Annotated in this window: 21 protein-coding genes and 2 rRNA genes (1 of these 23 running past the window's edge); 17 read left to right on the forward strand and 6 right to left on the reverse strand. The window is 67.8% G+C overall.

The genetic code is table 11. The features are described 5' to 3' along the window. Together RAH40_RS15305 and rrf are read left to right on the forward strand one after the other, a co-directional pair. Positions 1-1,854 (forward strand): 23S ribosomal RNA (locus RAH40_RS15305); it begins 1,084 nt to the left of the window's first position. Between the two features lie 95 nt (positions 1,855-1,949). Continuing rightward, a 5S ribosomal RNA gene (rrf, locus tag RAH40_RS15310) occupies positions 1,950-2,065 on the forward strand. Positions 2,066-2,138: 73 nt separating this feature from the next. On the opposite strand, the gene RAH40_RS15315 is transcribed toward rrf, so the two are convergent. Further along, positions 2,139-2,471 carry a hypothetical protein gene (locus tag RAH40_RS15315; RefSeq protein ID WP_306598431.1) on the reverse strand — a complete coding sequence of 111 codons (333 nt, stop codon included), beginning with the start codon at positions 2,469-2,471 and terminating at the stop codon, positions 2,139-2,141. A 165-nt stretch (positions 2,472-2,636) separates the two neighbouring features. After that, positions 2,637-3,497 (reverse strand): hypothetical protein, encoded by an 861-nt coding sequence (locus RAH40_RS15320; protein ID WP_306598432.1) that lies wholly within the window; start codon positions 3,495-3,497, stop codon positions 2,637-2,639. 182 nt (positions 3,498-3,679) lie between these two features. On the opposite strand from RAH40_RS15320, the gene thrS reads away from it, so the two are divergent. The 9 genes from thrS to rny all read left to right on the forward strand — a co-directional run bounded on the left by thrS (position 3,680) and on the right by rny (position 12,521). Continuing rightward, positions 3,680-5,593 carry a threonine--tRNA ligase gene (gene thrS, locus RAH40_RS15325; RefSeq protein ID WP_306598433.1) on the forward strand — a complete coding sequence of 638 codons (1,914 nt, stop codon included), beginning with the start codon at positions 3,680-3,682 and terminating at the stop codon, positions 5,591-5,593. Between the two features lie 66 nt (positions 5,594-5,659). Continuing rightward, complete coding sequence (infC, locus tag RAH40_RS15330) at positions 5,660-6,274, forward strand: translation initiation factor IF-3 (protein WP_306602306.1); 615 nt, start codon at positions 5,660-5,662, stop codon at positions 6,272-6,274. 25 nt (positions 6,275-6,299) lie between these two features. Next, positions 6,300-6,497 carry a 50S ribosomal protein L35 gene (gene rpmI, locus RAH40_RS15335; RefSeq protein WP_306598434.1) on the forward strand — a complete coding sequence of 66 codons (198 nt, stop codon included), beginning with the start codon at positions 6,300-6,302 and terminating at the stop codon, positions 6,495-6,497. Positions 6,498-6,585: 88 nt separating this feature from the next. Beyond that, the gene (gene rplT / locus RAH40_RS15340) at positions 6,586-6,933 is read left to right on the forward strand and encodes a 50S ribosomal protein L20 (protein WP_306598435.1); all 348 of its coding nucleotides are present in this window, start codon (positions 6,586-6,588) and stop codon (positions 6,931-6,933) included. A 73-nt stretch (positions 6,934-7,006) separates the two neighbouring features. Further along, positions 7,007-8,101 (forward strand): phenylalanine--tRNA ligase subunit alpha, encoded by a 1,095-nt coding sequence (gene pheS, locus RAH40_RS15345; RefSeq protein ID WP_306598436.1) that lies wholly within the window; start codon positions 7,007-7,009, stop codon positions 8,099-8,101. After that, on the forward strand, positions 8,101-10,062 hold the full coding sequence (locus RAH40_RS15350) for a phenylalanine--tRNA ligase subunit beta (RefSeq protein ID WP_306598437.1): 1,962 nt from the start codon (positions 8,101-8,103) through the stop codon (positions 10,060-10,062). Before pheS ends, RAH40_RS15350 begins: the two co-directional genes overlap by 1 nt. 22 nt (positions 10,063-10,084) lie before the next feature. Then, complete coding sequence (gene zapB / locus RAH40_RS15355; protein WP_306598438.1) at positions 10,085-10,321, forward strand: cell division protein ZapB; 237 nt, start codon at positions 10,085-10,087, stop codon at positions 10,319-10,321. Next, entirely contained in the window at positions 10,318-10,677 is a 360-nt protein-coding gene (locus RAH40_RS15360; RefSeq protein ID WP_306598439.1) for a cell division protein ZapA, read from the forward strand. The genes zapB and RAH40_RS15360 overlap by 4 nt, the downstream gene beginning before the upstream one ends. A gap of 224 nt (positions 10,678-10,901) precedes the next feature. Then, positions 10,902-12,521 (forward strand): ribonuclease Y, encoded by a 1,620-nt coding sequence (gene rny / locus RAH40_RS15365; RefSeq protein ID WP_306598440.1) that lies wholly within the window; start codon positions 10,902-10,904, stop codon positions 12,519-12,521. 162 nt (positions 12,522-12,683) lie between these two features. Here the strand turns inward: rny and RAH40_RS15370 are convergent, their stop codons facing one another. The 3 genes from RAH40_RS15370 to RAH40_RS15380 are packed head-to-tail and all read right to left on the reverse strand — an operon-like array spanning position 12,684 to position 15,107. Further along, positions 12,684-13,292 carry an RES family NAD+ phosphorylase gene (locus tag RAH40_RS15370; RefSeq protein ID WP_306598442.1) on the reverse strand — a complete coding sequence of 203 codons (609 nt, stop codon included), beginning with the start codon at positions 13,290-13,292 and terminating at the stop codon, positions 12,684-12,686. After that, complete coding sequence (locus RAH40_RS15375; RefSeq protein ID WP_306598443.1) at positions 13,289-13,690, reverse strand: antitoxin Xre-like helix-turn-helix domain-containing protein; 402 nt, start codon at positions 13,688-13,690, stop codon at positions 13,289-13,291. Before RAH40_RS15375 ends, RAH40_RS15370 begins: the two co-directional genes overlap by 4 nt. 58 nt (positions 13,691-13,748) lie before the next feature. Beyond that, the gene (locus RAH40_RS15380; RefSeq protein ID WP_306598444.1) at positions 13,749-15,107 is read right to left on the reverse strand and encodes a CPBP family intramembrane glutamic endopeptidase; all 1,359 of its coding nucleotides are present in this window, start codon (positions 15,105-15,107) and stop codon (positions 13,749-13,751) included. Positions 15,108-15,141: 34 nt separating this feature from the next. Between RAH40_RS15380 and RAH40_RS15385 the strand changes: the two genes are divergently transcribed. After that, the gene (locus RAH40_RS15385; protein ID WP_306598445.1) at positions 15,142-15,537 is read left to right on the forward strand and encodes a thioesterase family protein; all 396 of its coding nucleotides are present in this window, start codon (positions 15,142-15,144) and stop codon (positions 15,535-15,537) included. Between the two features lie 2 nt (positions 15,538-15,539). After that, on the forward strand, positions 15,540-16,295 hold the full coding sequence (locus tag RAH40_RS15390) for a hypothetical protein (RefSeq protein WP_306598446.1): 756 nt from the start codon (positions 15,540-15,542) through the stop codon (positions 16,293-16,295). 3 nt (positions 16,296-16,298) lie between these two features. Here the strand turns inward: RAH40_RS15390 and nadA are convergent, their stop codons facing one another. Further along, the gene (gene nadA / locus RAH40_RS15395) at positions 16,299-17,267 is read right to left on the reverse strand and encodes a quinolinate synthase NadA (RefSeq protein ID WP_306598447.1); all 969 of its coding nucleotides are present in this window, start codon (positions 17,265-17,267) and stop codon (positions 16,299-16,301) included. 185 nt (positions 17,268-17,452) lie between these two features. Here nadA and RAH40_RS15400 point away from each other — a divergent pair, with 185 nt between their 5' ends. The 4 genes from RAH40_RS15400 (at position 17,453) to RAH40_RS15415 (ending at position 22,461) form a co-directional block, all read left to right on the forward strand. Next, complete coding sequence (locus tag RAH40_RS15400) at positions 17,453-19,612, forward strand: glutamine synthetase III (RefSeq protein WP_306598448.1); 2,160 nt, start codon at positions 17,453-17,455, stop codon at positions 19,610-19,612. Positions 19,613-19,688: 76 nt separating this feature from the next. Next, a complete protein-coding gene (locus RAH40_RS15405; RefSeq protein WP_306598449.1) occupies positions 19,689-20,297 on the forward strand; it encodes a nucleoside triphosphate pyrophosphatase in 609 nt (202 codons plus the stop codon). An 83-nt stretch (positions 20,298-20,380) separates the two neighbouring features. Next, positions 20,381-20,752: a BlaI/MecI/CopY family transcriptional regulator gene (locus RAH40_RS15410; RefSeq protein WP_306598450.1), complete on the forward strand. Its 372-nt coding sequence runs from the start codon at positions 20,381-20,383 to the stop codon at positions 20,750-20,752. Further along, complete coding sequence (locus RAH40_RS15415; RefSeq protein ID WP_306598451.1) at positions 20,749-22,461, forward strand: transglycosylase SLT domain-containing protein; 1,713 nt, start codon at positions 20,749-20,751, stop codon at positions 22,459-22,461. The genes RAH40_RS15410 and RAH40_RS15415 overlap by 4 nt, the downstream gene beginning before the upstream one ends. Positions 22,462-22,482 lie beyond the last annotated feature (21 nt).

Raw genomic sequence — 22,482 nt, forward strand, 5'->3', positions numbered from 1 at the left:
GCTAAGGTCCCAAAATCTATGCTAAGTGGAAAAGGATGTGGATGTGCTTAGACAGCCAGGAGGTTAGCTTAGAAGCAGCTATCCTTTAAAGAAAGCGTAATAGCTCACTGGTCAAGCGGGTCTGTGCCGACAATTCAACGGGGCTCAAGCATAGTACCGAAGCTGCGAACTTTGTGGTAGGGGAGCATTCCCTACGTCTGTGAAGGTTGACCGTAAGGACAGCTGGAGACATGGGAAGAGACTCTGTCGGCATAAGTAGCGTAAAGACGGGTGAGAACCCCGTCCGCCGTAAGACTAAGGTTTCCAACGCAAGGTCAATCCGCGTTGGGTTAGTCGGTCCCTAAGCCGAGGCCGAAAGGCGTAGGCGATGGAAAGCTGGTTAATATTCCCGCACCATGTGTGGTTCGTTTGTACGATGCAGGGACGCAGGAAGGTAGGGACGCAGCGCTATGGAATGTGCTGCGAAAGTTCGCAAGGGTGTCCGCCAGGGAAGTCCGGTGGGCATGAGCCCAAGCGCTCTGACGAAAAGTCCTGATCCTACACTGCCGAGAAAAGCTGCTAAGGAGAGCCACGTGTGACCGTACCGCAAACCGACACAGGTAGTCGAGGAGAGAATCCTCAGGCGTTTGAGAGAACTCTGCTGAAGGAACTCGGCAAATTAACCCCGTAACTTCGGGAGAAGGGGTACCACGGTAGGGTTCATAGCCCGAGGTGGTGGCACATAAATGTTCCAGGCGACTGTTTAACAAAAACACAGGTCTCTGCAAACTCCAAAGAGGAGGTATAGGGGCTGACGCCTGCCCGGTGCCGGAAGGTCAAGAGGAGCGGTTAGCGCAAGCGAAGCTGCGAATTTAAGCCCCGGTGAACGGCGGCCGTAACTATAACGGTCCTAAGGTAGCGAAATTCCTTGTCGGGTAAGTTCCGACCTGCACGAATGGCGTAACGATCTGGAAACTGTCTCCAGCAGAGACTCAGCGAACTTGTAGCACCGGTGAAGATGCCGGTTACCCGCACTTAGACGGAAAGACCCCGTGCACCTTTACTACATCTTGACATTGAGGTTGGCATTGTGCTGTGCAGGATAGGAAGGAGACTTTGAAACTGGCTCGTTAGGGTCGGTGGAGTCGTCGTTGAGATACTTCCCTGCGCAATGCTGATCTCTAACTCACGCCCGTCATCCGGGTGGAAGACAGTGTCAGGCGGGTAGTTTGACTGGGGCGGTCGCCTCCTAAAGAGTAACGGAGGCGTGCAAAGGTTCCCTCAGGCTGTTTGGAAATCAGCCGCAGAGCGCAATGGTATAAGGGAGCTTAACTGCGAGACACACACGTCGAGCAGATGCGAAAGCAGGTCATAGTGATCCGGTGGTTCCGCATGGAAGGGCCATCGCTCAACGGATAAAAGGTACGCCGGGGATAACAGGCTGATCTTGCCCAAGAGTTCATATCGACGGCAAGGTTTGGCACCTCGATGTCGACTCATCGCATCCTGGGGCTGAAGCAGGTCCCAAGGGTTCGGCTGTTCGCCGATCAATAGCGGTACGTGAGTTGGGTTCAGAACGTCGCGAGACAGTTCGGTCCCTATCTAGTGTGGGCGTAGGAGATTTGAGAGGACCTGTCCTTAGTACGAGAGGACCGGGATGGACTGACCTCTGGTGTTCCAGTTGTGTTTCCAAATGCAATGCTGGGTAGCTATGTCGGGAAGTGAGAAGCGCTGAAAGCATCTAAGCGCGAAACACCCCTCAAGATGAGATCTCCCCACGAGACCCGTCGTAGACCACGACGTTGATAGGTCGCATGTGTAAGCGCGGTAACGCGTTGAGCTGAGCGATACTAATTGGTCCACTGGCTTGACTTTTCATCAATCAATTGCATCCAATCAATGAGACAATGCTTATGTTTAGGCTCGTCTCGCCTCACCCTTCGCTTCAACACTTCGAAGTCTGACCCCTTCGTCGTGGCTTTACCCTGGAGGTCACACCCGTTCCCATCCCGAACACGGCAGTTAAGCTCCAGAGGGCCGATGATACTTCCTGGCACACAGGTGGAAAAGTAGGTCGCCGCGACGTTAAAATCCAAAGCCCCCCATGCGATGGGGGGCTTTTTTTTTGTCCGGTTCGCTGGGGTGGGGTGGCGGGAAGGTCACCTCCAGAGGATCACACCCTTCGCGGTCAATATGAAATTATCATTTCCGTTGCACACCTGGGCGCCGTGACGAATTTCGCTGTAGGGCGTCTGGATCAGCACGGGCTTGCTGCCATTGTTGATCACCATCGTCACGGAATGGAACGGGCCCGACTTGAAATTGGCGGTCTTTCCCGGGGCAACGAACTGGGCCGAATGAACCCAGTTGTCGACGAAAAAGATGGCGTCGGATCCTGAATCGTTCCGCACCGAATAGGAGCCAGCCCAGGCGGCGGAGGCAGCTGCCAGGATCAAGGCCGGCAGGAGGAGGGTTTTGAGATGGCTGCTCACGGATGAATTCCTTTCCGAGGTGGGTGCTCCTGGCCGTCACAGGGAACGCGCTGGATGGGGTTGATCGGCAATGGAAGCATAAATAAAATATGAACCACGTCAAGGTCGGGCCCCGCTCGCCTCCGGGACCCTTCCCTCCCGGCACTCCGCCTTCCGCGGCGGCGTTCAGCGCCTGCAGGCGAGGTAATCCACGCCGCCAGCGCACTCGGGATTGCCTTTGAGGAAGGTCGGTGTGAACCTCACGCGGGTGACCGTCCTGAATCCTGCCCGGTACTTCAGGCTCGCCTCCAGTTCCGGTACCAGGTAGGTCGTCTTCCAGAACGCAAGGGCGCCTGCCCGGGTCGCGCCGTCCAGGCTCAGCCAATTCATGGGCACATGAAGCATGCCTGGCAACCAGGGCTGGAGGCCTCCGCCTTCGCTCCGTTTGGCGTCGGCCTTGAGCATGGCCAGATGCAGGGTCCGGCCGAACTGCCTGGCGTCGTAGTCGCGATCGCCGGTTGGTCGTTGGAAATTCAAGGGCTCATTGGGGTTCCCGGGGTCGGTTCCGAAGGCGAGGGCACCCCAGCTCTCCAGGGGCAGAAAAAAGGTGCCGTGTTCGCTCATTAACTTATTAATGAAAACGTAGTGGATCGTCGTCCATTCCGTGAACTTGACCACGGAATGATCGAAGAGGACGGCGTCGACCTTTCCGGCCAGGGCGCTGGCCAGGTAGCCGAGGTGCCTCGGCTGGTTGAAGTCCAGCTGGACATGGGGCTCGGCCGAAGGGTCATGGGCCTCGATGCTCACGAAGATCCACTTGGGAGCGAATGCGGGAGGGTGGGAGGCCTTCTGGAAACGGGCGGCCTCCTGCGTGCGCGCTCCGAGCACGAGCTGGACCTTGCCGCGGTGATCCGGGTTGGCCCGCCAGGCCTCCAGGGCGGCCCGGGCCTCCATGCACTGGGCCCAGACCTGCGCGTCCGTCGGGGTGGCGCCGGCCGAGGTTGCGGCAAGCGTGCCCGCAACGAGAGCTCCTTTGAGAATGTCCAACACCTTCCCCCTCCCCCGCGTCAGATAGATTAATAGTTCGTTGAAGCACCCCGAGGTTCCCCGGCAGGATGGCGATGGCACGGGAAACCCGGCGCCAACGCGCTTCCGGGGACGCCGCGACACTTGGAGCGGGCGCGGTGTGCGGGTTTGGAGTAAGCTTGAGGTTTGACGCGAGGATCGCCATGGCAGTTTCAGTCCGTCTTCCCGATGATTCCATCCGCGAACTGCCGGATGGGGCGACCGGCGCGGACCTTGCCCTGAGCATCAGCCCCCGCCTGCTTGATGCCGCCCTGGCCTTGCGGGTGGACGGCAAGCTCACCGACCTGAAGGCCCCCCTGACCGAGGGCGCCAAGGTCGCCGTGGTCACCAACAAGGATCCGGAGTCCCTCGATGTGATCCGCCACTCGGCGGCCCACCTCCTGGCCCAGGCGGTCAAGCGGCTATTTCCCAAGGCCAAGGTCGGGATCGGCCCGGTCATCGAGGATGGTTTTTATTATGATTTCATGGTTGATCCCTTTTTTACTCCCGAGGATCTCGTCGCCATCGAAGCGGAAATGCATCGGCTCAGCCAGGAGGCCGTCCCCGTGCAGCGCGAGGAACTCGGCCGTGACCAGGCCGTGGCCCTGTTCCAGGGAATGGGCGAAGGGCTCAAGGTTGAACTGGTTTCGGACATTCCGGCCGATGAGCGGATTTCCGGGTACCGCCAGGGCGACTTCTATGACCTCTGCCGCGGCCCCCACGTGCCGGACACGGGCAAGCTCAAGGCCTTCAAGCTTCTGAACACCGCCGCCGCCTACTGGAAGGGGGACGAGAAGAACGTCCAGCTCTGCCGCATCTACGGCACGGCCTTCCACACGGCCAAGGAACTGGAGGAGCACCTGCGCCTCCTGGAGGAGGCCCGCACCCGGGACCACCGCAAGCTGGGCAAGGAGCTGGGCCTGTTCTCCTTCCACCCGGAGGCGCCGGCCTCGCCCTTCTTCCACCCCAAGGGCACCATCGTCTACACCGAGCTGGTCAACTACATGCGTGCCCTGTACGCCAGGCAGGGCTATTCCGAGGTCATCACCCCCCAGGCCCTGGACGTGGCCCTGTGGAAGACCAGCGGCCACTACGACCACTACGTGGACAACATGTACTTCACCACCGTGGACGAGCGGGAGTACGCCCTCAAGCCCATGAACTGCCCCAGCCACTGCCTCATCTACGGCAACGGCCGGCACAGCTACCGGGACCTGCCCATCCGGTACGCGGACTTCGGCCGGCTGCACCGGTACGAGCGCTCCGGCGTCACCCACGGCCTGACCCGGGTGCGCACCTTCTGCCAGGACGACGCCCACATCTATTGCATGCCCGAGCAGATGAAGGAGGAGATGGCCTCCTTCCTGGATTTCATCCGGAACGTCTACCACACCTTCGGCTTCGACGAGCTGCGGGTGAACCTGTCCACGCGGCCCGAGAGCCGGCTGGGCAGCGATGAGATCTGGGACCACGCCGAGGGGGCCCTGGCCTCCGCCCTGGACGAAGCCGGCATGCCCTACAACATCAACGCGGGCGACGGCGCCTTCTACGGGCCCAAGATCGACTTCCAGGTGCTCGACGCCCTCAAGCGGCCTTGGCAGCTGGGCACCCTGCAGGTGGACTACTCCATGCCCAGCCGCTTCGGTCTCATCTACGTCAAGGCCGACGGCTCCGAGGGCCAGCCCGTCATGCTCCACCGGGCCATCCTGGGCAGCCTCGAGCGCTTCATGGGGATCCTCATCGAGCACTGCGCCGGGGCCTTCCCCACCTGGCTGGCTCCCGTCCAGGTGGCCATCCTGCCCATCACGGACCGGGCCCACGATTTCGCGCGCACCATCCGGGACAGGGCCCTGGACCTGGGCGTGCGGGTGGACCTGGACCTGCGCAACGAGAAGGTCAACGCCAAGATCCGGGACGCCCAGCTGAGCAAGGTTCCCTACATGCTCGTGCTGGGGGACCGGGAAGCCGCCGCCGGCACGGTCTCCGTGCGGCATCGCCACCGGGGCGACCTGGGAGCCCAGCCCCTGGAGGGGTTCTTCGAGAGCCTGATCCAGGAGATCCGGACGAGGGCGCGGTGATCTTTGCTTTATTTTTTGGGAAATGACTGATAACATCACTTTCCTTGCAATGATGGGGAGGAACGTATCCGAGCTAACGAAACGAGAATCAACGATGGCATCCGCGCAGCGGAGGTCAGAGTCATCGACGAGGATGGAACCCAGCTGGGTGTAATGACCCCGCATGAGGCCGTCAGAGTCGCTGAGGCCAAAGGCCTTGATGTGGTTGAGGTGTCCCCCACCGCCAACCCCCCGGTCTGCAGGATCATGGACTACGGCAAGTACAAGTTCATGGAAGCCAAGCGGGAACACGCCGCCCGGGCGAAGCAGAAGAACATCGTGGTCAAGGAGGTGAAGTTCCGCCCCCGCACCGACGACCACGACTTCGATTTCAAGGTCAAGCACATCCTCCGCTTCCTCGAAGAGGGGGACAAGGTGAAGGTCGTCGTCATGTTCCGGGGCCGCGAAGTGGTCCACCGGGACATCGGCTACCGGATCATTGAAGACGTGCTGACCCGGATCGGCGAGCGATGCATCGTCGAGAAGCCCGCCGGAATCGATGGCCGCGACATGCACGCCATCATCATCCCCAGGCCGGTCGAGCAGTTGATCAAGAAGGTCAAGCCCACCAAACCCCCAACCCCCGCGGCCGACGAACCTGGTTCCACGCCAGAAGGGGCGAAGGTAGCCGGATCGCTCTGATCCATTCACCCGCTAGAGGTATGTCATGCCCAAGCTCAAGACCCACAAGGGCGCCCAGAAGCGCTTCAAGAAGACCGGCAGCGGTCTCTTCAAGCGCGGCTGTTCCCACCAGCGCCACATCCTGACCAGCAAGTCCAGCAAGCGCAAGCGCCAGCTGGACATGGGCGGAATGGTGGACAAGTCCGATCTCGGACGCGTCCGCGCCATGCTGCCTTACGCCTGATCAGGAAACCCACGACCCCGGCGGCTGACGCCGCCCCCGCAGTGGCCTTCAAAATCCTCCGGGATTGCCACAAGGAAAGGAAGAACAGATGACTCGAGTCAAACGTGGCTTTAAGCGGGTTCAGCGCCGCAAGCGGATGCTGAAGTTCGCCAAGGGTTTCTACGGCGCCAAGTCCCGCCTCTACCGGAGCGCGAAGGAAGCCGTCGAGAAGGCCCTCCTCTATTCGTACCGCGACCGCAAGGTGCGCAAGCGCGATTTCCGCCGGCTCTGGATCGTCCGCATCGGCGCCGCCGCCGAGCAGAACGGCATGTCCTACTCCCGCTTCATGGGCGGACTGAAGAAGGCCAGCATCGACCTGGACCGCAAGATCCTCGCCGACCTCGCCGTGCGCAATCCGGAGGCCTTTACCAAGCTCGTGGCCGTGGCCAAGGGCTGAGCGAAGCAATCTCCACCATCGCAACAGACCGGAAGGCCGCATATGCGGCCTTCCTCTGTTTTGAGGAAACGCCATGGAAACCTCCCTGCTGCCACCCGAGATCGAAGAGGCCCACCGGATCTTCCCCGAGGCCCTCGCCGCCTGCGCCGACCTGGACGCCCTCCTGCGCCTGAAGGGCGCCTACGTGGGCCGCGAGGGCAGCCACGCCGCGCGCCTCATGGAGCTGCTCAAGGCGGCCCCCAAGGACCAGAAGCGCGAGCTGGGCGCGGCCGCCAACGCCCTCAAGACCCGGTGGGAGGAAGGGCTCAAGGCCCGCCAGGCCGAGCTGGAGGAGGCCCGCAAGGCCACCGCCGCCCTGGCCAACGCCTGGGACCCGGCCCTTCCGCCGCCCCTGCCGGCCCAGGGGGCGCTGCACCCCCTGAACCGCCTCATGGACCGCCTGGTGGACGTGTTCCGCCCCCTGGGCTATCACGTGGAGGAGGGGCCCGAGGCCGAGACCGAGGAGCACAACTTCGACGGCCTGAACATCCCCGAGGACCACCCCGCCCGGGGCAGCGCGGACACCTTCTACTTCAGGGACGCCGACGGCCTCCTGCTGCGCACCCACACCAGCCCCGTGCAGGTGCGGGTCCTCAAGCGCATCGCGGAGAAGGGCCCCGACGGCCTTTCCGCCCTCGAGCGCAGCGGCGGCATCCGCTTCCTGGCCCCGGGCCGGGTCTACCGCAAGGACGAGATCGATCCCACCCACAGCCCCATGTTCCACCAGGTGGAGGGCATGCTCATCGGCAAGGGCATCGGCATGCACCACCTGAAGGGGACCCTGGCCTACGCCATGAAAGCCCTGTTCGGGCCCGGGGCCGAGGTGCGGTTCCGGCCCAGCTACTTCCCCTTCGTGGAGCCGGGCGCCGAGATGGACGTGCGCTGCCCCCTGTGCGGCGGGAGCGGCTGCCGGGTCTGCAAGGGCTCGGGCTGGGTGGAGCTCCTGGGCTCCGGCCTCATCCACCCCAACGTGCTGGCCTACGCCGGCATCGACCCGGCGGTGTGGAGCGGCTTCGCGTTCGGCATGGGCGTGGAGCGCACCGCGATGATGGTGAGCCAGACCCCGGATCTCCGGCTCTTCTTCGAAAACGACCAGAGGTTCCTCAAGACCATGGGAGGGCTGGACTGATGCTCATCGAACGCGGCGCACTGCACCAGGAGCTCCCGGCCCTCGCGGGAACGTCCACCCCCGACCTCTGCGAGCTGCTCGCGGGCCTCGGCTTCCCCGTGGACGGGGTGGAGACCGTGGACGGCACCACGGTCCTCGACGTGGACATCACCGCCAACCGCGGCGACGCCCAGTCCCACCGGGGCATCGCCCGGGACCTGGCCGCCAAGCTGGGCGCGGCCCTCGCGGCCCTCCCCGTCCAGGCGCCCGCCCCGGGCGAGCCCCTGCTCCCGGTCCGCCTGGAGGCCGGCGAGGCCGGCCCCTTCTACGCCACGGCCGTGCTGGAGCTGGGCAGGGGCCAGGGCACCCCCGCCGCGGTGAAGGCCTTCCTGGGCGCCCTGGGATCCTCCGCCAAGGACATGCCCGCGGTGGACGCCTCCAACGAACTGCTCCACCGCTACGGCCACCCCACCCACGCCTTCGACGCGGACCGCATCCAGGGCTTCCTGGCGGTGCGCTGGGCCCGGGACGGCGAGACCCTCGTGACCCTGGACGGCGTGGAGCGCAAGCTCACGCCCAGGGACCTCCTCATCGCCGACGGGGCCGGCCCCGTGGCCCTGGCGGGCGTCATGGGCGGCGACGCCACCAAGGTCACCGGGGCAACCCGACGGGTCCTGCTGGAGAGCGCCTGGTTCGATCCCCGCACCGTGCGCGCCATGGCCCACCGCCACGGGCTGCACACGGACGCCTCCCACCGCTTCGGCCGCGGGGCGGACCCCGCCATGGCCGTGCCGGCCCGCGACCTGCTCGCCCTGCGCCTGCGGGACTGGGCCGGCGCCACGCTGCAGTCGGCCTGGAGCGTGGGCGCGCTGCCCACCCCCAAGGCCCCCGTGGCGCTCCCCTGGGCCATGGTGGACCGGGTCGCCGGGCACCCCGTGGATCCCGGCCGGGCCGCGGACCTCCTGCGGGCCCTCGGCTGCGCCCTGGAGCCGGTCCCCGGAGGCGCCCGCGTGACGCCCCCCACCTGGCGCCACGACCTGGCCTGTCCCGAGGACCTGGCCGAGGAGGTCCTGCGCCTCCTGGGCTACGACGGCATCCCTTCCGTGCTTCCCCCCCTGGAGAGCAGCCCGGAACCCCTGGCCCCCGGGTATCTCAAGCGGCGCAAGCTCGCCTCCCGCCTGGCCAACCTGGGATTTTTCCAGACCGTCACCCTGGGCTTCGGCGACCCCCAGGAGGACGTCCTGGGCGACGGGCCCGCCCGGCGGACCCTGGCCAATCCCCTGGGAGAGGATTATTCCCTCATGCGCGGCACCCTCCTGCGGGACCTGGACAAGGTGGCCCGCCTGAACCTGGAGAAGGGCGCCCGGGACGTGCGGTTCTTCGAGATCGCCCCGGTGTTCGAGGCCCGGCCCGGCCAGCCCCTGAAGGAGACCTGGACCCTGGGCCTCGTGTGGGGCGGGGAGATGGGCGGGGAGGACCCCCTCACCCCGCCCCGGAAGCTCTCCGGCCCCGAAGGCCGCAGCCACCTCCAGGGCGTCCTGCAGGCCCTGGGCGTGCCCCGGGCCGAGACGGAGGCCTTCGGCCGGTGGGAATTCACCGAAGGCGGCGGCACGGTCCTGGGCTGGCACTTCGAGCTGCCCATCGACGCCATCCCCGACGCCGGGGAACGGGTCATCCCCCGCTTCGCCCCCTTCAGCCGCTTCCCCACCGTGGAACGGGACCTGTCCCTCCTGGTGGGCCTGGACCAGCCCTACGGCGCCCTGACGGCAGCCATGGAGGCCGCCCTGGCGGCCACCCCCCTCCAGGACCTGCGCTGCGTGGACGTCTTCCGCCACAAGAGCCTGCCCCCGGGCCGGCAGGCCTGGCTGATGCGCCTGAGGTTCCAGGCCATGGACCGCACCCTCACCGGGGAGGAGGTGGAAACCTGGGTTCTTTCGGCCCTGAACGCCGCCCAGGGCCTCGGAGTCCAACTTCGGGGCTAGAATAAATCCTAAAGAGGCCCCCATGGACGTTCTGAAACAGCTCGAGACGAAGCTTCAGGGACTGGTGCAGCAGCGGAACCAGTACCGGGATGAACTGGCCGCCCTGAAGGCGGACATGGGAAGCAGCGACGAGGAGCTCCGCAACCTGCGGCGGCGCCTGGAGGACCTCCAGGCCGACCAAGCGGCCTGGCAGAAGGAAAGGGACGGCGTGAGGAAGCAAGTGGAATCAATTCTTAAGATGGTCGAGGGCATCGAATGACCCCACCCAAGGAGGTCCAGCTGGAGGTTCTGGGCCGGTCCATCCGGATCCACTCCACGGCGGGTCCCGAGGACCTGCCCCGGGCCACCTCCATTCTTGAGGACACCTTCCGCGACATGGAACGCGCCTATGAGCTAAGATGGGGTGTTCCACCATCAGCGCTGGACACATCCACATGGCTGCTGATGGGGGCCCTGAACCTGGCGCACCGCGTGGCGCGACTGGAACAGGACAAAAGTCGGCAGACACAGGACCTGGAACTGACCCTCTCCAAGCTACTCGACGATGTTCCGGACGAAGAGAATCCCTCGGTCGGCCCCCTTTTCAAGGGGACGGAAGAGGAAGCTGGAATCTGATCCCTGCGAGGCCCGTGAGACGGCCAAGCGCTTGTTCCGTATTACGCCACGGGAGACCTTCCCCCCAGCCTTGTGCGTTCCGCGCGACGGCGCGCCTTAAACTGGGAACCTGGTAGCCCCCCTACTTGCTAGGGAACACGGCAAGCCTCCACGACCGAGCGGGGATCCTCAATCGTCCATGGGTTCTGAAGCCGACACCTCCAACCCCCCCTAGGAGTTGTCCCATGAACCCATTGGATTATGTCTTTCTGGCCCTCGCGGTCCTGGCCGCCGTGGGGTTCTTCTTCCAGATGAAGAAGGCCCAGGCCGCCGTGGTGGATGTGTCCAAGGCCACGGCCAAGGCCGAGGCCGAACTGAAGGCCGAGCGGGACCGTCTGCTGGCCGAGGCCGAGAAGGAGGCCGGGAAGGTCATCAACCGGGGCCAGCGCGAGGCGGACGCCCTGCGCAAGGAAGCCGAGCTCAAGGCCAAGGAGCAGGCCCTGCAGGCCCGCCAGGAGGCGGAGAAGCTCGCCAACGAGCGGCTGCAGACCCTCGAGAAGCAGGAGCAGCGCCTCCAGAGCAAGGAGGACAGCCTCGACAAGAAGCTCACCCAGGTGGACCAGAAGCAGAAGGACGTGGAAGCCAAGACCGAGCGGGTCAAGGAGGAGCAGGAGAAGCTGGCCGCCCTCCAGGCCGAGGCCAAGCGCCTGACCGAGGAGCAGGCCCGCAAGCTCGAGGACATCGCCGGCCTCACCCGGGAGGACGCCAAGCTCGAACTGGTGAGCCAGCTGGAGTACACCGCCAAGATGGACGCCTCCAAGCTGGTGCGCCGCATCGAGGACGAAGCCGTGGAGGAGGCCCAGAAGAAGGCCCGCTGGACCATCGTCTCCGCCATCCAGCGCCTGGCCTCCGACGTGGTGAGCGAGGCCGCGGTGAGTTCCGTGCAGCTGCCCAGCGACGACCTCAAGGGCCGCATCATCGGCCGCGAGGGCCGCAACATCCGGGCCCTGGAGAAGGCCACGGGCTGCGACCTCATCGTGGACGACACGCCCGAGACCATCGTCGTGAGCAGTTTCGACCCCATCCGCCGGGAGGTGGCCCGCCAGGCCATCCTCAAGCTCCTGGCCGACGGCCGCATCCACCCCGCCCGCATCGAGGAGGTGGTTGAGAAGACCAAGATCGACATGGACCAGCACCTCAAGGAACTGGGCGAGGCCGCGGCCATCTCCCTGGGCTTTCCCGACGTGCACCCCAAGCTCCACAAGCTCATCGGCCGCCTGAACTACCGCACCAGCTACGGGCAGAACGTCCTGGAGCACACCAAGGAGGTGGCCCGCATCGCCGAGTACATGGCCGCCGAACTGGGCGCCGACCAGAAGCTCGCCCGCCGTGCCGGCCTCTTCCACGACATCGGGAAGGCCATCGACCGGGAAGTGGAGGGCACCCACATCGAGATCGGCATGGAGCTCCTGAAGCGCTTCGGCGAGAAGGACCCCGTCATCCACGCCATGAGCTGCCACCACGGGGACTTCGAGCCCAAGACCGTGGAGGCCATGCTCATCACCGCCGCCGACGCCCTGAGCGCTGCCCGCCCAGGCGCCCGCCGCGAGATGCTGGAGACCTACGTCAAGCGCCTGGAGGCCCTGGAGGCCATCGCCAACAGCTACAAGGGCGTCCAGAAGAGCTTCGCCATGCAGGCGGGGCGCGAGATCCGCATCATGGTGGACGCCGGCCAGGTGAACGACGACCAGGCCTTCTGGCTCGCCAAGGACGTCACCAAGCGCATCGAAGGGGAAATGCAGTACCCCGGCCAGATCAAGGTCACCGTCATGCGCGAGACCCGGGCTGTGGAATACGCAAGGTAGCTCCCCTCTTTTCTCGGCGAACCTCGGCCCCTCGGCTGCCTCGGCGATGCCTTTCTTTTCCATGATTTGCGGCGCAAAGGTTCTGTGCGCCGCAACGGCTTGAACCAGAAAGCATCGCGGGGGCAGCCGAGGGGCCGAGGTTCGCCGAGGAATTGGGATGGGTCAGCCCAGCTTCTTCCCGTCCCACCGCAGCGCGATGACCTCCTTCAGGCTGCATGCCTTGACGCTTGAACCCTGGAAGATGGCGAGGCACTCGCCGTCCTTCCGCCGCACGGAACGGTAGAGGATGCCCGGCTCCCCCCCGGCCCGGCAGGCGGCGCCGAAGGCCTGGGAAGGCCCGTAGTCGTCCTTCCGGCGCAGTTCCCCCCGCCCTTTCCGAACGTCCGCGAAGGAGCCGCCCACCCGCAGGGCCAGGGACTCGAAGATGCGGGCGGCGCCCGCCGGCTCCCCGCTGTCCCTCAGGGCCTGCCCGTGGTGGTAGGCCATTTCCGCCACGCAGGTCTCGGGCGTCCCTCCGGCGTAGACGGCCCGGAAGGTGCCGTCGCAGAAGCGGCTGGCCGGGCCGCGGCCGGGCATCTGCAGGTAGGCCCGCAGCTGGGGGAGGCGGTCGGGCCTGCGGGCGCCGGAGGGCCAGGACTGGAAAACGCCCGCCCGGGCCAGCAGGGCGGCCAGTTCGGGCCGGTCCCCGGGCGGGACCAATTGGGCCAGGGGGGAGACGGAAAGGAACTTCAGCTGGTGCCAGGGATGGCTGAGGAAGTGGACGTGGTTCACAGCAGGCCCATGGACGCCGTCTTGAGGTAGCCCAGGGTCTCGATGAGGTCCTCCATGCGCCCGTCCAGCATGCGGTCCAGGGGCCGCCTTCCGCCGAAGACCGGCGCCTGGTTGGCCCGGGTGGCCCAGGCCACGCCGTCCGGGAAGACGCTGCCCGACAGCTCGTAGATGCCCAGCACGTAGGCCATGCGGTCCACCTTGTCGCCGTCCACGTCGCGCAGGTCGCCGGCCTCCAGGCGCTTGAGCCAGACGGTGTAGGTGCTCTTGGCGATGCCCAGCAGGGCCAGGCGCTCCTTCACGGGCAGGCCCCAGCGTTCCGCCACGGCCAGGAAGGTGCGGAAGGCAAGGGCCGAGGGGTCGTCCTGGACGGGAAGGGCGGTGTTCGGACTCCGGGACATGGAGATCCTCCTCCCCCCAGATTAGGCCGATAATGGCCCGAAGCAACAATAGTGGCCTTCAGGCGAAGAACCTCATGAAGAGGAAGATCCCGCCGTTCCAGAGTCCGTGCACGAGGATGCTGGTGAGCAGGTTGCCGGTGCGCAGGAAGGCGAAGCCCAGGACGATGCCGAGGGTGCCCAGGGTGGGCAGGCCCAGGGGCTGAAGGTGCATGGCGCCGAAGAGCAGGCCGCTGACGGCCACGGCCAGGAGCCAGCCTGGGCGCCTTCCCAGGCGCGCCTCGAGCCGTTCCCCCAGCCACGGCAGCAGGAGGCCCCGGAACAGCAGCTCCTCGAAGACCGGCGCCACCACGGCCACCGTGAGGAACAGGAGCCCGACCGAGAGCGGCCCGCGCATGCGGGAGAGCAGGTCCATCAGGTCCTTCTGGGGAGGCTCGGCGGCGTGCAGGAAGGGGCTGAGGGCCACGGAGACCGCGAGGACGGCGGCGAAGGCCAGGGCGAAAAAGCCCAGGCCCGACGCCAGCGCGCGCCCCGCGCGACCCGGCGCCACCCGCGCCGCCAGTTCGCGAGGTCCGATGTCTTCGGCCCAGCAGAGGTAGGCGGTGCCCAGCAGGGCGTGGAGGGCGTAGGTGAGGGGCAGGGCCGCGGGGCGCAGGAAGGGCAGGAGGATCAGCGCCGTGCCGGTGACGAAGCCGGCCCCCAGGTGCGTGAGGAACCAGCCCAGGAGCACGATGAGCAGGGCCCTTCCCGACATGGCGAACCGGGGCGGGGCGTGGGGACGGGCCGGGACCGCGGCGAGGAAGATGGCCATGGCCAGGCCGCCCAGCGCCAGCACCGCGGCGGCGAGCCCGGCGGCGGCCAGGGCCGCCAGCCGCGGCAGCACCCAGGCCGAGGCCCGGGCCTCGGCGGGCTTCGGATCGCCGCCGGCGCGGGCCGCGCACCGGGCCTCGAGCATCCCAGCGGCATAGCCCTCGCCCAGGGCCCGGAGGACCCCGGCCAGCTCCCCGGGGAGGGGCGTGCGCCCCGCGCCCTGATAGGCCCAGGACCAGATCTCCCGGAAGGTTGCGTCGGGGACCGTGCCGGAAAGGCGCGCGCCCGAGGCGAGGTCGCCGCGCTCCGCGGCGTGCACGGCGAGGATGGCGCGGTCCCAGCCGGGGGCGGTCTTCTTCTCGAGGCTGCCCAGGGCCTCCCCCGAGCCCAGGGCGGTGCCGGCCAGGGCGCCCAGGACCCGGGGCGCGGCCAGGGTCACGTCGGCGATGCGGCCCTGGAGCTCCACCCGGGTGGAGGGGCGCGCGGGCCTGGCGCGGCGCGCGCCGGCGTTGAAGCCCACGGCGAGCACGACCAGCAGCGCGAGGGTCGCGATGAAGGGATCGGCCCACGTCCGGTCAGGGTTCCAGGGCTCGGGGCCGCGACTGTCCATGACCCAGGATGATACATTGTCAGCAGGAGTCCCCATGGCCTTTTCCCAGTCCATCGACGTGCGGTTCGCGGACCTGGACGCGCTCGGGCACGTGAACCACGCCACCTTCGTCACCTACCTGGAGTGCGCCCGCGTCGGCTGGTGGGCAAGGCTCCTGGCGGGCCGTCCCTTCCAGGAGGAGGGCTTCGTCGTGGCCAAAGTGGAGCTGGACTACCGCAAGCCCATCCTCCTGGGGGACGCGGTGCGGGTGGACCTGCGCTGCTCCCACCAGGGCAACACCAGTTTCTCCCTGGCCTACAAGGTGGTGCGCGCCACCGACAACGTCGTGCTGGCCGAAGGGCAGACCGTGCAGGTCATGATGGACTTCGCCACCGGGCGCCCGAGGCCGCTGCGGCCCGAGACCCAGGCGTGGCTTCGCACGCAGGAGTAGGCATGAGGCTCGGAACCGCCTGCTGGGCCGAGGGCCCCACGGAACGCCGGGCCCTGGTGGCCCAGCTGCCCAGCGATCCCGCCCGGGTCGTGGATCTCAACCGGCTGGAGCGCCTGCGCCTGGCCAAGCTTGGCGAGGGCCGGGCCGAGGCCCTGGCCGCGGAGCTCGTGCCCCCCAGCCTGCGTCAGCTCCTGGAAGGCGGCGCCAGGGCCCTGAACCGGGCCCGGCAGGTGGTGGCCTACGCGGAGAAGTGGCAGGGGCGCCAGGGCCTGCCGGAGGCCCTGGCGCCCCTGGCGGCCCAGGTGGAGCTGCTGCCCTGCCTGCCGCGGCCCGCGGCGGTCCGGCGCTGGGACGGCACCTTCCTGGACCATCTGGCGGTGCAGGGCCCCGGGGGCATCCTGGGCCAGCCGCCCACGCCCACCCTGGCCTGGGTGGGCCTCTTTGGCGGGGCCGTGGCGGGCTGCTGCCTCGCCCTGGACAACGCCCCGGGCGTGGTGCTGGGGGCCTGGCTGGAGCTGGACATGGACTGGACGGGCGCCCTGGAGCTGGGCCTCGGGGGCCGGCGCCGCCGCGTGCCCCTGGACACCTGGCGGGACCTGGAGCCCCGGGATCCGCGGCCGGCGGAAGTGGTTCTCGCGCCTCCGCCCCATTTCCGCGCGCTCCCGCAGCAGCCGGGAGGCGTGGCGCGCATCGCGTCGCCCCTGGAGACCCTCACGCTCCGCCTCGCGGAGTCGCTGGTGCATCCCACCCTGCAGTAGCCCCTAGCCCAGCGCGAGCATCCGCTCCACGGGCCCCAGCGCGCGCCGGCGCAGGTCCTCGTCCAGGAGGATCTCGGGCTTGAGGTCCCGCAGGCAGAGGTAGAGCTTCTCGATGCTGTTGAGCTTCATGTAGGGGCACAGGGCGCAGTTGCAGCCGCTGTCGGCCGGGATGGGGACGAGCTCGGCTTCGGGCCGGAGCCGCTTCATCTGGTGGAGGATGCCCGCCTCGGTGCCCACGATGAATTCCTTGCCCGGATCCTTCTCCACGAACTTCAGGAGGGCCGCGGTGGAGCCCACGAAGTCGGCCATGCGGCTCACGGTGGCGTCGCACTCGGGATGGACGATGACCTTGGCCGCGGGGTGGCGGGCCTTGAGCTGGGCCAGGCGGGTGGCGGTGAACTGCTCGTGGACGATGCAGAATCCGGGCCACAGGACCATGTCCCGCCCCGTCTGGCGCATGACCCACCGCCCCAGGTGGCGGTCCGGGGCGAAGACGATCTTCCGGTCCCCGGGGATGCTCTCCACCACCCGCACGGCGTTGGAGCTGGTGCAGATGATGTCTGAGAGGGCCTTCACGCCGGCGGAGCAGTTGATGTAGCTCACCACCACGTGGTCGGGGTAGTCCTTCAGCCAGGCGCCGAAGGCGTCGGCGGGGCACCGGTCCGCGAGGCTGCACCCGGCGTCCAGGTCGGGGATGACGACGCGCTTGCCGGGGTTGAGGATCTTGGCGGTCTCGGCCATGAAATGCACGCCGCAGAAGGCGATGACCGAGGCCTCGGTGCGCGCCGCGGCCTGGGCCAGCTGGAGGCTGTCGCCCACGAAGTCCGCCAGGTCCTGGATCTCGGGCTCCTGGTAGTAGTGGGCCAGGAGCACGGCGTTGCGCTCCTTCCGGAGCCGGGCGATCTCCGCCAGGAGGTCCAGGGCGGGGTCGATGGTTTCCAGGTCGGGGACGTAGGGGGCGGGCGCGCTCATGGGGTGATTCTACCGCACTGTCGAAATTTATTTTTTACAACCACTAATCATATTAGATAGTTGGATTTACACGAATCGCTTGAGGGGGCATGGGGGACTCCCTATCCTGTGACGTGAGTCACACCCCTAGAAAGGTCCCGGGCCCCGTCCCCGGCGGCTCGCTTTTCCCATTCCGAGGAGGGATCATGTCCAACGCCCAGACGATCAAAGGTTCCGACATCCACAGCCTCGACGAGATGAAGGTGAGCCGCTTCTTCGGCTGCAACACCTTCAACGAGCGGACCATGCGTGAGCGGCTGCCCCGGGAGGTCTTCAAGGCCTTCCGCCACAGCCTCAAGCGCGGCGAGCCCCTGTCCCCGGAGACGGCCCACGGGGTGGCCCAGGCCATGAAGGAGTGGGCCCTGGAGCACGGCGCCACGCATTTCACCCACTGGTTCCTGCCCATGACCGGCGCCACCGCCGAGAAGCACGACGCCTTCATCGCCTGGGACGAGGCGGGGGTGGTCATCGAGAAGTTCAGCGGCAGCCAGCTCATCCAGGGCGAGCCCGACGCCAGCTCCTTCCCCTCGGGGGGGCTGCGGGCCACCTTCGAGGCCCGGGGCTACACCGTGTGGGACGCCACCAGCCCGGCCTTCCTCATCGAGAGCCCGCTGGGCACGACCCTCTGCATCCCCACCGCCTTCGTGGGGTACCACGGCGAGGCCCTGGACAACAAGCTGCCCCTGCTGCGCTCCATGGAGGCCGTGAGCACGGCCGCCCTTCACGCCCTGGGCCATTTCGAGAGCCGGGCCACCCAGGTGGTGCCCCAGTGCGGGCCCGAGCAGGAGTACTTCCTCGTGGACCTGGACCTGGCCCGGGAGCGGCCCGACCTCATCTTCGCCAACCGCACCCTCCAGGGCGCCCGGCCCCCCAAGGGCCAGGAGCTGGAGGACCACTACTTCGGCAGCATCAAGGAGCGGGTCCTGGGCTTCATGCAGGACGTTGAACTGGAGTGCTTCAAGCTGGGCATCCCCGCCAAGACCCGCCACAACGAGGTGGCCCCGAACCAGTTCGAGCTGGCCCCCATCTACGAGCCCGCCAACCTGGCCTCGGACCACAACCAGCTCCTGATGGAGATCATGAAGCGCGTGGGCGAGCGCCACAACCTGGCGGTGCTCCTGCACGAGAAGCCCTTCGCCGGCGTCAACGGCTCGGGCAAGCACGTGAACTGGAGCATGGCCACGGACGAGGGCCACAACCTGCTGGACCCCGGCAAGACCCCCGAGGAGAACCTGCAGTTCCTGTACTTCCTGGGCGCCACCCTCAAGGCCATCCACCGCCACGGGGGGCTCCTGCGGGCCTCCATCGCCTTCGCGGGCAACGACCACCGCCTGGGGGCCAACGAGGCCCCCCCGGCCATCATGAGCGCCTACCTGGGCTCCCAGCTCAACCACATCCTGGAGGCCATCGAACGCGGCGACGTGGCCGACGCCAGCGAGAAGCAGCTCCTGGACCTGAAGCTGGGGAGCCTGCCCGCCCTGGAGAAGGACGCCACGGACCGCAACCGCACGAGCCCCTTCGCCTTCACGGGCAACAAGTTCGAGTTCCGCGCCGTGGGCTCCTCCCAGGCCATCGCCTTCCCGCTCACGGTCATCAACGCCACGGTGGCCGAGGCCCTGGACGCCATGAACACGCGTATGGACGAGGAGATGGCCGCCGGCAAGGGCACCCGCGCGGCCGCCATCGCGGTCATCCGGGAGGCCATCATCGAGACCCGGGCCATCCGGTTCGAGGGCAACGGCTATTCCGAGGAATGGACGGTCGAGGCCGAGCGCAGGGGCCTGCCCCACGCCCGGGACACCGTCGCCGCCCTGCGCATCTGGGAGGAGGCCAAGTCCAAGGAGGTCTTCAGCCGCAGCGGCATCCTCACCGCCGGGGAGTGCGATGCCCGCCTGCACATCCGGCACGAGCAGTACCAGAAGGCCCTGTCCATCGAGGCGCAGGTGCTGCGGGAGATGGCGGAGACCCTGCTCCTCCCGGCCATCGTCGAGGACCTGGGGGCCCGGGCCGACGCCCTCGGCAAGCTGGCCGCGGTGGGCATCCCCGTGCCGGCCCCGCTCAAGGCCGCGCTGGAGACCCAGACCCGGCTCGCCGGGGTTGCCCAGGAGCGCCTGGTGGCCCTCAAGGCGGCCATGGTGGCGGCCGAGGCCCTGGAGTCGCACCACGCGCGCACCGAAGCCTACGGGGGCAGCGTGCGCCACGCCCAGGACCTGCTGCGCGACGTGCTGGACCAGCTGGAGAAGGACTGCAGCGCCGCCCGGTGGCCCATCCCTGTCTACCGGGAACTGCTGGCGCCCCTTATCTGAAACGCATTTTCGATCAAAAACCCGGACGGTTGATGGGAGACTCGGAGATTGGCCTCTCCCGGCCGGAAGGTCCGCCATGCCCGACGACATCACCCTGCACGTGCCGCCCCCCATCCTGGCGTCGGTGTCCCCGCGGCGCCGCCACTGGATGGAGGCGCTGCACATCCCCTACGAGGTGTGGGCGCCCGAAGTGGACGAGACGCCCCGCCCGGGCGAGGATCCCGAGTCCATGGTGGTCCGCCTGGCCCAGGCCAAGGCCGAGATCGTGGGCATCGTGAACCCCGACCGCTGGGTCATCGCCGCCGACACCACCGTTGCCGTGGACCACCACATCCTGGGCAAGCCCGTGTCCGAGGCCGACGCCGTGCGCATGCTCATGCTCATCCAGGGCCGCAGCCACCAGGTGCACACCGGCCTCTGCCTGCGCCGCAACAGCGAGGTCTACACCCTGGTGGACACCGCCAACGTGTTCCTCCGCCCCCTGCAGAAGAAGCAGGCGGAATGGTACGCCGCCTCCGGCGAGCCCATGGACAAGGCAGGGGGCTACGCCGCCCAGGGCATCGCCGCCCTGTTCATCGAGCGTATCGAAGGCAGCTTCGCCACGGTGATGGGCTTCCCCGTGGAGCGCTTCTCGGAGCTGGCGCGCAGGCTGGGCCTGCTGGGGCTCTGGGTCGGGATGCCCTAGAAGGCCCCTCTGGAAACTCCCCCTTGACGGGCGATCCAAACTACACCAAATTGAGTAGACCAATTTGAGTAGTCGAGGCCCCCATGACCCACCCCCCCCGCCCCACCGAAGCCGAGCTCAAGATCCTCAGGATCCTCTGGGACCTGGGGCCGGTGCCCGTCAAGGACGTCCAGGCCGCCCTGGCCTGCCACCAGGAGTACACCTATACCGGGGCCCTGCGGATGCTGCAGGTGATGCTGGAGAAGGGGCTGGTGGCCCGGGACGAGTCGGCCCGCTCCCATGTGTACCGCGCGGCCCATCCCCGGGAGTCCATGGAGCAGGGGCTCGTGGCGGACCTGCGGGACCGGCTCTTCGGGGGGTCGGCCCTGGCGCTGGTGCAGGCGGCCTTGCAGGCGGGATCGGTCTCCCCCGAGGAAAAGGACCGCATCCGGCGGCTGCTGGGGACGTCGAAATGAACGGCGCGGCGCCGGCGCTGGGGTGGGCCCTGGTCCATTCCGTCTGGCAGCTCGCCGCGGTGGGGGCCGTCGCGGCGGTCCTGCTGCGGGTGGCGGGACCGGAGCGGCCCCGGGCCCAGTACGGCATCGCCCTGGGCGCCCTGGTGCTGTGCCTGGTCCTGCCGGCTCTGGGCTTCGCCCAGGGGCTCGCGGTGGCCGCCGAGGCCATGCCGGGGCCCGCGGGCACGGAACCGGCCCTGCAGGCCCTCCAGGCCGCTCCTCCCGTGGCTGAATCCGGGAGGCGCCTGGCCTGGATGGCCGGGCACCTGGGCTGGGTCGCGGCCGCCTGGAGCCTGGGCGTGGCCGGGATGGCCGCGCGGCTCGGAGGGGGCTGGCTGACCACCGTGGCCTGGCGCCGCCGGGCGCGTCCGGCGCCCGATGCCTGGCAGGGGCGCTTCGCGGGCCTCGCGCGGGCCCTGGGCGTGCGGGGACGGGTGCTGCTCCTGGCCTCGGCCCGGGTGGCCACGCCCGTGGCGGTGGGACTCTGGCGTCCCGTGGTGCTGGTGCCGGCGGCCCTTTTCACGGCCCTGCCCGAAGCCTACCTGGAGGCGCTCCTGGCCCATGAGCTGGCCCACGTGGCGCGCCTCGACTACCTCGTCAACCTCATCCAGGGCGTCATCGAGGTGCTCTGCTTCCACCACCCCGTGGTGTGGTGGCTGTCCCGCCGGATCCGGACCGTGCGGGAACACCTCTGCGACGATCTGGCCGTCAGGGCCATCGGCGATCCGCGGCGCCTGGCCCTGGCCCTCGACGCGCTGGACGACGTCCAGCCCAACCTCACCTCAATGGCCCTCGCGGCCCGCGGAGGAATCTTGCACGAACGCATACGCCGACTCCTGAACCCGCCCCCAGCCACCTCGTCGTGGTCGCCGGGGCCCGCCATCCTCCTGCTTGCGCCCTTCGCCGTCCTGGCGCTGCGCGCGGGCGCTCCCGCGGCTCCACCCATCAACGCCGATCCGGGCGCCATCGCCGGCCTGGACACCCTGGCCGCGCGGGAGGGCCTGGATCCCCAGCTGCTCAGGTCCGTGGCCTGGGCCGAAAGCGGCCTCAATCCCAAGGCGAAGAGCCCCCTCGGGGCCCTGGGCATCCTGCAGGTGATGCCAGCCACCGCCACGCGCTTCGGCGCCCGGAACCTCGCGGATCCCGCGGAGGTGGCCGCCGCCGGCGCCCGCTACCTGAAGTTCCTGCTGGACCGCTACCAGGGCGACACGGCCCGGGCCGTAGCGGCCTACAACTGCGGCGAGGAGGCCCTGGACGCGGGACGCGCCGGCACCGAGGCCGAGAACTACCGCGGCCTCGTGCTGGACCTCCTGAAGGCCCGGGCCGTGCAGCCCGCGGCGCCCCTGGGGCAGGGGTGGGTGGACGGCACCCTGCGCCGCACGGGATCCACCTGGACCGTGTGGACCCGGGTGAGCCACCGGGGCGGCCTGAAGCTGGAGTTCCTGCCGGATAACCCGGACGGCAAGCCGTACGGCACGGTGAAGGCGGGCGGCGGGGAGCCCCGGGACGCCTGGACCGAGTCGCGCCCCAGCGTGGTCATGGACCTGCGCGGCGGCACCACGGTCCGCGTACGCTGCACGGATGCCTCGGGAGGCGCCTCCGGCGAGGTCCGCATCCCCCTGGACGCGGCCTGGAAGACCTTCGCCTTCCGCATGGAGGCCCGTCCCTAGAAATCCTGCCGGGAGCTTGAC

Origin of the sequence: Geothrix sp. 21YS21S-2 (assembly GCF_030846775.1) — a bacterium.
GTDB lineage: Bacteria > Acidobacteriota > Holophagae > Holophagales > Holophagaceae > Mesoterricola.

Excerpts from the sequence above, each read along its gene's own strand:
- thrS (WP_306598433.1), top strand. The coding sequence starts at position 3,680 with ATGGCAGTTTCAGTCCGTCTTCCCGATGATTCCATCCGCGAACTGCCG.
- rpmI (WP_306598434.1), top strand. The coding sequence starts at position 6,300 with ATGCCCAAGCTCAAGACCCACAAGGGCGCCCAGAAGCGCTTCAAGAAG.
- rplT (WP_306598435.1), top strand. The coding sequence starts at position 6,586 with ATGACTCGAGTCAAACGTGGCTTTAAGCGGGTTCAGCGCCGCAAGCGG.
- pheS (WP_306598436.1), top strand. The coding sequence starts at position 7,007 with ATGGAAACCTCCCTGCTGCCACCCGAGATCGAAGAGGCCCACCGGATC.
- RAH40_RS15350 (WP_306598437.1), top strand. The coding sequence starts at position 8,101 with ATGCTCATCGAACGCGGCGCACTGCACCAGGAGCTCCCGGCCCTCGCG.
- zapB (WP_306598438.1), top strand. The coding sequence starts at position 10,085 with ATGGACGTTCTGAAACAGCTCGAGACGAAGCTTCAGGGACTGGTGCAG.
- RAH40_RS15360 (WP_306598439.1), top strand. The coding sequence starts at position 10,318 with ATGACCCCACCCAAGGAGGTCCAGCTGGAGGTTCTGGGCCGGTCCATC.
- rny (WP_306598440.1), top strand. The coding sequence starts at position 10,902 with ATGAACCCATTGGATTATGTCTTTCTGGCCCTCGCGGTCCTGGCCGCC.
- RAH40_RS15375 (WP_306598443.1), bottom strand. The coding sequence starts at position 13,690 with ATGTCCCGGAGTCCGAACACCGCCCTTCCCGTCCAGGACGACCCCTCG.
- RAH40_RS15380 (WP_306598444.1), bottom strand. The coding sequence starts at position 15,107 with ATGGACAGTCGCGGCCCCGAGCCCTGGAACCCTGACCGGACGTGGGCC.
- RAH40_RS15385 (WP_306598445.1), top strand. The coding sequence starts at position 15,142 with ATGGCCTTTTCCCAGTCCATCGACGTGCGGTTCGCGGACCTGGACGCG.
- RAH40_RS15390 (WP_306598446.1), top strand. The coding sequence starts at position 15,540 with ATGAGGCTCGGAACCGCCTGCTGGGCCGAGGGCCCCACGGAACGCCGG.
- nadA (WP_306598447.1), bottom strand. The coding sequence starts at position 17,267 with ATGAGCGCGCCCGCCCCCTACGTCCCCGACCTGGAAACCATCGACCCC.
- RAH40_RS15400 (WP_306598448.1), top strand. The coding sequence starts at position 17,453 with ATGTCCAACGCCCAGACGATCAAAGGTTCCGACATCCACAGCCTCGAC.
- RAH40_RS15405 (WP_306598449.1), top strand. The coding sequence starts at position 19,689 with ATGCCCGACGACATCACCCTGCACGTGCCGCCCCCCATCCTGGCGTCG.
- RAH40_RS15410 (WP_306598450.1), top strand. The coding sequence starts at position 20,381 with ATGACCCACCCCCCCCGCCCCACCGAAGCCGAGCTCAAGATCCTCAGG.
- RAH40_RS15415 (WP_306598451.1), top strand. The coding sequence starts at position 20,749 with ATGAACGGCGCGGCGCCGGCGCTGGGGTGGGCCCTGGTCCATTCCGTC.